The following is a 9,293-nucleotide window of genomic DNA, read 5'->3' as shown; positions in this document are numbered from 1 at the left end:
GTATCAGGGTGAGCCGATCACCCACGACAACGCCGCCCACTATCGCGGACCGCTGCAGCGCCGGCTACTGATCAACAGGTGCGGATCCTGCAAGCGCTCGCACCACCCTCCCAAGCCGGTGTGCCCGCACTGCCGGTCGACCGATGTCGTGCCCACCGACGTGAGTGGCAGGGGCACCATCCACATGGCCATATTCCTGCATCAGGGGCCGCCCGCCGAGGGCGTCGACTACCGGACGCCCTACCCGGTGGTCACAGTCGAGCTCGACGAGAGCGCTGGGCTGCGTTTCACCAGCACCGTCGTCGACGCCCCGGTGGATGACATCACCATCGGCGCGGCTGTCGAATTGGTCTGGCACACACGCCATAGCAGCCCGATGCCGGTATTCCGCTTGGTGAACGGGGGTCCGGCGTGAGCGTTCAGAATCCGCTCCGGCACAGCGTCGCCATCGCCGCCGCATCGAGCACCGGGTTCGTGGCGCGCAACTCGGGACGCAGCCAGACCTCGCTGGCAGCGCAAGCCTGCATCGATGTCATCGAGCAGGCCGGGTTGACCGTCGCTGATATCGACGGTCTATGCGGATCCTGGCCGTCGGCCGCGGTGCTGCAGTCGACACTGGGCATTCCGCGCACGACCTGGTCGGCTAATCCGCCGATCCCGATCGGCAACCATGTCGCGGCTGCGGCGGCGGCCGTTCACGCCGGACTTGCCGAAGTCGTTCTCGTCTACCATGCCGCCTACCGACTGCCGTGGAATACCGGATCCTCACTGAAGGATCCGTTCCGCAGGATCGCCACGCCCGGATTGTCCGACCCCCAGCCCGGGCCGGAGAACATCGCCGGAGCGGTGGGGTACACCGCGTGGGCTTCCCGCTACATCCACGAATTCGGGTTGACCAAGGAGCCCTTCGGATTGGTCGCGATCAACGACCGATCCAACGCCGCGCACAATCCGCTTGCCGCCATCGCCACGCCACTGTCGATGGATGAATACCTGGCCGCGCGGATGATCCGCTGGCCGCTGTGCATGCTCGACATGGATATAGCGGTGGACGGGGCTGACGCGTTCATCGTGACCACGGCTGAGAGAGCGCGGGATATGGCGCTACCGCCGGTGCTGATCGACGCGGTGGTGCTGGGGCAGACCGACCGCAACGAAGAGGATCAGCTGGCGGGCCTGGATCGCCACGGACAACAGGTCGTGGTCGAGTCGCTGCGTGCCAAGAGCGAATTCTGGATCGACGATGTCGACGTGTACTTCCCGTACGACGGTTTCACCGTCCTCACTCTCAATTGGATCGAAAACGCCGGCTGGTGCGGCCGCGGCGAAGCGGGCGAATTCCTGGCAGAGCACTGGGATCACGACACTAATCGGGTGCTGATCGGCGGCCGGGTGCCGATCAACCCGCACGGGGGCTCGCTATCTGAGGGGGCCACCCAGGGCTCCGGACATCTGCGGGAGGCGGTTCACCAGTTACAGGGCCTCGCCGGACCGAGGCAGGTTTCCGACGCACAGCGGGCTTTGCTGACGATCGGTGGCTTCTTCTTCAACGCCCAGGGCGTCACGTTATGTCGCGGATAGCGCCGACGAAATGTCGTTCTCGTCCGAGTGCGTCGATCTACGTGGAGTTTGGTCAACCCAGTGATTAGCGTCACCCCAATGGTCCCGGACTTCCCTGAGGGAATGGCGAACTGCACGCGATGAACGTGATGGATGAGAAGTTCTTCGAACCCGACCTCGAGACGATGCCGCGGGCGGAGCTCGAGGCACGTCAAGAGGCGCGAATTCTCGAACTGGTCAACATCGCCTATGAGAACGCACCGCTGTATCGATGGTGGTGGGACAAGGCGGGTGTGCGGCCCGCCGATATCAAGTCGATGGCTGATTTCACCGAGAAGATCCCGTTCATCTCCAAAGATCTGATCAAGCAGTGGCGCGACGACCACGGGGACCCCTTCGGAGGTCTGGTGTGCCCGTCCGAGGGTCCGATCAACGCGGTCATGTCCAGTTCGGGAACGACCGGTGAGCCGACCTACTTCGCCGAGTATCACCGGCCATGGAGCCCGCTTGCGGTCGGCATGATCCGGAGCCTCTGGGAGCATGGTTTGCGGCCCGGCGACAGAGCGTTGGAGCAGCCGACGACGTTCCGCGGGGGCGGCCGGCATGCGTTCCGTCTTCTCGGCGTCACCAGCATCGATTTCAACAGCTTCCTCGGGGCATGGAATGACGTGCTCGATGCCGTCGATCGCTATGACATCCGCTACCTGCAGCTGATGGGTCCGTTGATGAGCGAACTCGACTCGCTCAGCGAGGTGCGCGATATCCGCACAGCCCTGGCACCGCTGAAATTCGCCAGTTTCGCCGGCGAACCACTCGGTAGTCGGATGCAGGCCAAGGTCCGCGATGAGTGGGACGTCAAGCTGGTGATGTGGACCAGCGCCGGTGACATCGGAACGGCGTGGGAATGCAGCATCGGCGATGGCTACCACATCTGGGAGGACACTGCGGTCGTCGAGTGCATATCCACCTCAGGTTCTGACGCGGTGCCCGATGGCCAGATCGGTGAACTGGTGGTGACGGCGATCGACAACGACCTGGCGCCACTGATCCGCTACCGGTCCGATGATCTCGTTGTGCTGGACCGCGGGGTATGCGGCTGTGGGCGCACCCACGTGCGCAAATGGCCGATGGGACGAAAGGGTGACCAGATCCTGGTCCGGGGACTGGCGGTCACGCCGATGCAGGTCTGGGAGGTGGTGGAGAAATGCGACGAGACCCGCGGCGCGCTTTTCCAGATAATCCGCCCCGCGGAGGAACTCGATGAACTGCGCATCCGGGTCGGCTATGACACCAGCCGGACCGGCGATCTGACCGAGTTGGACGAAAGGCTGAGCTGGCAGATCGAAGAAGCGCTCGGTATCCGACCGCACCTTGAACTGGTGGACGAGAAGGCGATCATCGCCAGGGCATCGTCTGCAGCGAAGGTGCCACGAGTGAGCAAGACCTGAGGTGTATTGATGACATACGAATCCACCACCGCGCGTGCAGAATTGCTGCAACGTCCTGACCCGGCACGAATCTCGAGATTCCTCGTCGACGGAGAGCATGTCGACTTCCCGGTATCTGAATCCGATACGCTCCGCGATACCGCCTGGTCGGCCGACATGCTCGGGCGATGGGGAATCGAATCAGATGGACGGATTCTGGTCAGTGCACTCTCGTGGCACGGCGCCTGGTTCGATCCGGTGCGCTATGCCGCAATCAAAATTGGAGCCTGCTACTCGAACATCGAGGCATGGGGCTGGGACGTCACCCGATTCTCCAGTTTCCTGAGCCGGTTCGACTTCGACATGCTGATCGGTGTCGGGAGCGAATCGTTGGCAGCACTTGCCCAGACCGGGCGGGCGGCTGAACTCCTGGGACGGGTGGGTCACATCCTGGCCCAGCCCGACGCCGTCGCACCGCTGGCCGAATTGGGTATCGACGCGTCGGTTATCGCGATGGCCGGACCTGCACTCCTGGCGGGTGATCCTTCGAGCGAAGGCCTGCTGTACAACCAGGAGGAATGGCTGATCGAATCTGACGGTGGCGAACTGCTCGTCACCACCTGCGGTCCTCGCGCGGAGCGTTTCGAAAATCAGCGTACCGGCGTCCGAGGCAGTGTAAGTCAGATCGTCGAAAGGAGCGTCGTCAGCATGGACGGCCTCCGTTGAGCCGGGCGACCTTCGCCGACATCCTTGAGCAGCATGCGTTGGGCCGCAGCGACAAGCTCGCGCTGGCTGAGGATGATCGCGAGATCACCTGGCTGGAGCTGTCCGAGCGTGTGTCGCGCCTGACGGGCGCGTTGCGGGCGGCCGGGCTGGGTCGCGGTGATCGCATTCTCTGGCTGGCCCAGAACTCGTTCCGGGTCTACGAGTTACTCTGTGCGGCAGCCCAACTCGGCGCAATGGTGTGCCCGGCGAACTGGCGATGGTCGGCCGCCGAAATGGCCTTCGCGATCGAAGATTTCGACCCAGCGGTGATCTTCTGGCAGGAAGACGAAATCGGTGCGACGGTCCGCGAGGCTCGCGCCATGTCACCGCACAGCCGGCATTGGCTGGACGCCGACGACGGCTACGAGGCGTTCCTTGGCGCGGGTAGCGCCACATCGCCAGTCGGCGGGGTTTCGGCCGATGATGCGCTGCTGGTGATCTACACCGCCGCGATCCACGGCCGGCCGGCCGGCTCCATGCTCTCGCAGCACAACCTGCTGCGGATGGGGGCGGCGACGGCCTGGGCTTATTCGATCGGCCCGCAAACCGTGTTTCTCAACTCGGGTCCGATGTTTCATATCGGAAATTTCCAGATCGCCGGAATCCCCACCTTCACGATGGGCGGGACGAACGTGATCCTGCGTCGGCCCGATCCTCAAGCCGTGCTCGAAACTCTGGAGCGACGCGGCTGCACGTCGGCCTTCCTGATGCCGGCGACGATCGCCGACGTAGTCGGTCTGCAACAGCAACAGCAACGGGATCTTTCGGCCTTCCGCGCCAACGCCGCGATTCCGCTGTGGGCCGGAATTGTGCAGTTCGACGATGTTCCAGCGACACGCATCTCCGGCGGAATGGGCTACGGACAGACCGAAATCACCGGCCTCAATGTCATGCCGGCATTCGGTGGTGGCTCGATCGGCAATGCCGGTTGGCCTGCACCGGGTCTGGTTGTTCGCCTGCTCGACGCCGACGGCACCGAAGTGTCCGACGGTGAGGCGGGGGAGATCTGCGCCCGCGGCGACATGGTGCACCTCGGCTACTGGAATCGCCCGGAAATCAACGCGAATCGTTTTCGGGCCGGCTGGTGGCGAACCACCGACCTGGGCTGCCGCGAATCCGACGGCAGCATCAGCTTCATCGGGACGATGACGAGGATGATCAAGTCAGGAGCTGAGAACATCTTTCCCGCTGAGGTGGAGAAGGCTCTCGAGTCCCACCCCGCGGTGCGACAAGCAGCCGTCATCGGCATTCCCAATCCGCGGTTCCTGCAGGATGTCAAGGCGATCGTGGTGCTGGCGCCCGATGCCAATGTCACCGAGGCCGAACTGATCGAGCACTGCCGATCAATCATCGCGTCCTACAAGAAGCCGAAGAGCATAGAGTTTGCTACCGAAATACCGATGCTCGGACCGGCCAAGGACTACGCCGCCCTCGACGAACGCTACGGCGGCGGGGGATACCCGGGCGGCGTCAACTTGGGCGGCGGGGCTGAACATGCCATCGCTCGCACTGCGACATAAGGAGAACTGCTATGGCCCGTAAGCGGTACGACATCGGTGTGGACGAATTGATCGTCCGGAGTGCGGGGGAATGTCCGCAGAGGGACGTGTACGGAAAGCTGCTGCAGGGTCCCGCAGTGGTGGACCGCGGCGATGATTCCCCGCTGCTGATAACGCGACTCGAGGACGTCGTGTTCATCAATCAGCAGAAGTCGGTGCTCGGCAACGGCGATGCGGGTACGGACATGGCCGCCGGGCAGCGCTTGATTCCCTTGGACATCGATGGTGAGGAACACACGAAGTTCCGCAGGCTGCTGGACCCTCTTTTCGCGCCGAAGTCGAAGGTATCGCAACTCGGGGGTCTGGAGCCTGAAGTCCGGCGCCTGGCGAACGCGCTGATCGACGATTTCATCGATGCCGGCGAAGTTGAGCTGTACAGCCAGTTCTGTGTCCCGCTTCCCACCATCATCTTCGTCCGCATGCTTGGACTGCCCGACACCGACCGCCAATTCTTCCTGCAGTTCAAAGACGATCTGGTTCATGCCCATACCGGATCGGCGGAGGGCGATGCCGAACTCCGGATGAATGCGGCACTGCGGATGTTCGGTTACCTCGACGAACAGATCAATCTGCGAGAGGCCGATCCGAACTCCTATCCGGGACTGCTCACCGGCCTGGTTCAGACGGAGGTCGATGGCGAGATGCTGACGAAGCAGGAACAGCTGAACATCGCATTCCTTCTCATGGTCGCCGGGCTTGACACGGTCACTGGCGCACTGTCGTGCATGTTCGCCAGGCTGGCCGGACACCCCGACGAACAGCAGCAGTTACGTGATGACCCGGCGTTGATTCCGAGCGCCGTCGAAGAGCTGCTGCGCTATGAAAGTCCGGTCCAGTGGGGTCACCGGCTTGCCACCGAGGACCTCACCCTGCCGTCCGGGTATCAGGTGCGCGCGGGTGACCATATGCAGCTGCTGTGGGCCGCGGCCAACCTGGACGAGTCTGGCTGCCCGGCAGCCGCAGAGGTCCGGTTCGACCGTAAGGCGAACCGACATGTGGCCTTCGCGAGTGGGACACATCGGTGTCTGGGATCGCACCTGGCCCGAATGGAACTGAGATGCGCCGTGGAGGAGTTTCACAATCGGACGGCCTCGTATCGGATCCGTGATGGCGAGACTCCGCAGTATCCGGGCGGCACAGTGCGTTCGGTGTCCTACCTGCCGCTGGAGTTCACACCCCGGTAGACGCCGCGGGCGTCAACGTGTGGTCAATCCGCCCGAAATCCCCAGGGCTCGAGCGATGAACGGTAACGCGATGTGCTCGATTTCTTGACGCGGGGTGGCCCGGTAACTCGCCTGATCCGCCGCCATTCCAGCCACCAGATTGAAGATCGCCTGTGCGTCGGCGACCGGATCCTCGGAGGTGAATTCGCCACCGGCGACGCCGTCGGCGATGGCTTCGGCCAGCGGGGCGACCATCCGGGCCGCGCATTGGTCGATCTCGTCGGGATACTCGTGTCGCAATTCCCGCCAATGCGAGGCGAACAGCGATGACGGCTTGACCAGCTCCTCGTTGTAGGCCATATCGAGCGTTGCGGAGATGTAGTTGCGGACGCGTTCGGCCGGCGTCGCCCCGCCCGCCGTAACCCGGGCCAGATGTATCGCCGCCCCCCCGAGCTCTCTGTCCATCAATGCCATCAGAAGGTCGTTCTTCTTCTCGAAGTGCCGGTAGAAGCTCCGGGTGGACAACCCGGCCTGACGCAGGACCCCTTCGACCTTGAAGCCCCACCATCCGCTGCGTTCGAGAACCCCTCGCGCCGCCAGCAGCAACTGATTGCGCTCGGCGTCGGCCTCCGCGGCCGTCGTGCGGACCCCGCTCAACCCGCCGACAGGATCCTGATCGGACGATGGGGGCGACGTCATCGGTGTTCCTCGTTCCGGGGTTCGCACGCTGGTCGGCTAAACAATAGCCAGTTGCCCGGGCAGGTGGTCCCACCCTTGGTCTATTGCGCCATAACCGCAGGCCAACGGCCACTCCGCCGAAAACTGGCTTTTCGGAAGAAGGTGCGTCCACCGATTGAATCCGGTGTTGACTGGCTCCTAGCATCGACTGCAACGCGGACCGCGGGAGGCTCTGGTTGAAAATCGTCAAACAGGTCGTCGAAATCGTCGACGCCAACTGCACCGGCTGTTATCGGTGCGAGCGCGCCTGCCCGACCGGAGCGATCGAGATGGTCGGTCCCCGCAAGACCGCGCTGGCCGTCGTGGAAGAGGCCGGTTGCATCGCATGTTTCCGGTGCATCGACGTCTGCGATGACGATGCCATCACCATCGCCGAACTGCCGGAACCGCGACGGATCGGAACCCCGGCGAAGAACTTCGACCCGGCCGAGATCCGCGAGTTGTGCGATATCGCCGGGTTGGACGCCGACCACATGGCCTGCCTGTGTAGCAGCACCAAGGTCAAGGAGCTCGCCGCGGCCGTGATCGCCGGCGCGCGAACCTTCGAGCAGTTGGCGCGGGCGACCGGTGCCGCCTCGGGGTGCCTGATGTACTGCAGTGTCCCGATGCTTCGTATTCTCCGGGCCGGAAACGGCAACGGCGCCGACGACAAACCTCATGTACGGCGCTACGACACCGATCAGGTTCTCCTGGAGATTCCTGAAGCTGCAGCCGACGGCTATCCGCTCTTCGCGCTGCGCCAGGAGCAAGCCTCACAGCGATCCTCCCAGAGTGAGCGAGCACACCCATGACCTCCGGAATAACGACCCATCCTGCGCTCACGCCCCCGACCGTCATGCCGACTGTCTATGGCCCGCCCCCGCAAGCCGTTCGTGGAGCGGACCTTCCCGGCATCGTGTCGGTGAAGGTCCGAGATCTCTTCCCGGCAATCGAGCAGGCGATCTACTCCTATGACACCGACGCCTCGGTCATCCGGGCGCACACTGAAGCGGCGCTGGCCCCGGTGGATATGTCGATGATCAAGGCGGGCGACACCGTCAACGTGCTGTGCTCCGAGCACGGTTTCGGCATTCTCGGCGGGGATGCGTATGCCGAGATGCTCACCACGATCAAAGACGAAGTGCAGCGCCGGACGGGTTGTATCAATGTACGACTGGTCGTGATGGCGTGGCTCGGGGCTAAAGAAGCACCGGAGATCATCGAGTACTACGAACTGGACCGCCGTTTCGACGGACGGGTCCGCGGCGCAACGCCGATGGATCAGGGAATCCCGATCGAGACCGCGATGGGGACGCTCTACGGGTTGCGGAAGGTCTACGACGGCGACTGGATCATCCACGCCCACTATGACGACCCGCGCGAGATTTACCTGCACCGCGCGATCGACAGAATCACCAAGCCATTCGGAATGTCGTACGCGCGGATGGAGACCCGATCGGTCTTCCACATGACCATGGGACCCCGAAGTGGGAACTTCATCGGGCGGGCCATCGCAGATTCGGACTTCGTACGTTCGAAGTTGGCGTTCTCGGTTTCCCTGATGACCTCACCCGACGGAATCACCGGCGTTGACGCCGACAACAATCTGCGGGCGATGGGGGACCGGATGACGGCCAACATCCTGCGTTCATACGGCTCGATGCTGGCTCTTTTCCGATCCATCACCGACTGTGTCGCCGTTATCGACGGCGGTAAGTGGCCTTACTACATCCATGCGGGTGGCCTGATCTTCGGGCACCTGATGTACAACAAGATGGACTGGTTCGACCTCGAGCGGGCGGATGAGGATGTCGCTCTGGAGAAGGCCCTGTCGGTTGGCCTGTCCGAGTCCATCCGAGCGGCAGTGATCAATCAGGCACTCATAGGTCTGAACTTCACCAGCCTGACGATGATCTGCCCGACCTTTGTTGCGAACTCCGAAATGGCGCAGGCACTTCGCCACGATTTCAGCAATCCGATGTTCCTTGACCGTGCCGAGGTCGTCGAGAACTTGGCCGCCGCGGTCGACGCCGCGGTCGAACGCGGCGGGACAGACAAGATCATCGTGTTCGACGGCAGCTACGGTTCGCTCAATGTCAGTG

At 63.2% G+C, this 9,293-nt stretch carries 9 protein-coding genes; 8 read left to right on the top strand and 1 reads right to left on the bottom strand.

Annotated features, from left to right (window positions below):
- The 6 genes from ACR2JI_RS17155 to ACR2JI_RS17130 all read left to right on the top strand — a co-directional run.
- A partial coding sequence (locus tag ACR2JI_RS17155) for a Zn-ribbon domain-containing OB-fold protein (RefSeq protein WP_526392149.1) occupies positions 1–415 on the top strand: 415 nt, incomplete at its 5' end.
- Entirely contained in the window at positions 412–1,581 is a 1,170-nt protein-coding gene (locus ACR2JI_RS17150; protein WP_526392147.1) for a thiolase family protein, read from the top strand. The genes ACR2JI_RS17155 and ACR2JI_RS17150, both read left to right, overlap by 4 nt.
- A gap of 119 nt (positions 1,582–1,700) precedes the next feature.
- Positions 1,701–3,008, top strand: coding sequence for a phenylacetate--CoA ligase family protein (locus ACR2JI_RS17145; protein ID WP_526392145.1), 1,308 nt, complete (start codon positions 1,701–1,703; stop codon positions 3,006–3,008).
- A gap of 9 nt (positions 3,009–3,017) precedes the next feature.
- The gene (locus tag ACR2JI_RS17140) at positions 3,018–3,713 is read left to right on the top strand and encodes a hypothetical protein (RefSeq protein WP_526392143.1); all 696 of its coding nucleotides are present in this window, start codon (positions 3,018–3,020) and stop codon (positions 3,711–3,713) included.
- Complete coding sequence (locus ACR2JI_RS17135; protein WP_526392141.1) at positions 3,710–5,272, top strand: AMP-binding protein; 1,563 nt, start codon at positions 3,710–3,712, stop codon at positions 5,270–5,272. Before ACR2JI_RS17140 ends, ACR2JI_RS17135 begins: the two co-directional genes overlap by 4 nt.
- Before the next feature lie 11 nt (positions 5,273–5,283).
- On the top strand, positions 5,284–6,495 hold the full coding sequence (locus ACR2JI_RS17130; protein WP_526392139.1) for a cytochrome P450: 1,212 nt from the start codon (positions 5,284–5,286) through the stop codon (positions 6,493–6,495).
- A 12-nt stretch (positions 6,496–6,507) separates the two neighbouring features.
- On the opposite strand, the gene ACR2JI_RS17125 is transcribed toward ACR2JI_RS17130, so the two are convergent.
- Positions 6,508–7,173, bottom strand: coding sequence for a TetR/AcrR family transcriptional regulator (locus ACR2JI_RS17125; protein WP_526392137.1), 666 nt, complete (start codon positions 7,171–7,173; stop codon positions 6,508–6,510).
- Positions 7,174–7,388: 215 nt separating this feature from the next.
- On the opposite strand from ACR2JI_RS17125, the gene ACR2JI_RS17120 reads away from it, so the two are divergent.
- Both ACR2JI_RS17120 and ACR2JI_RS17115 read left to right on the top strand, forming a co-directional pair.
- Entirely contained in the window at positions 7,389–8,003 is a 615-nt protein-coding gene (locus tag ACR2JI_RS17120; protein WP_526392135.1) for a 4Fe-4S dicluster domain-containing protein, read from the top strand.
- A 110-nt stretch (positions 8,004–8,113) separates the two neighbouring features.
- A partial coding sequence (locus ACR2JI_RS17115; RefSeq protein ID WP_526392133.1) for a hypothetical protein occupies positions 8,114–9,293 on the top strand: 1,180 nt, incomplete at its 3' end.

This window comes from Mycobacterium sp. (genome assembly GCF_051006775.1).
GTDB lineage: Bacteria > Actinomycetota > Actinomycetes > Mycobacteriales > Mycobacteriaceae > Mycobacterium.
This window is presented reverse-complemented; position numbering and strand designations above follow the sequence as displayed.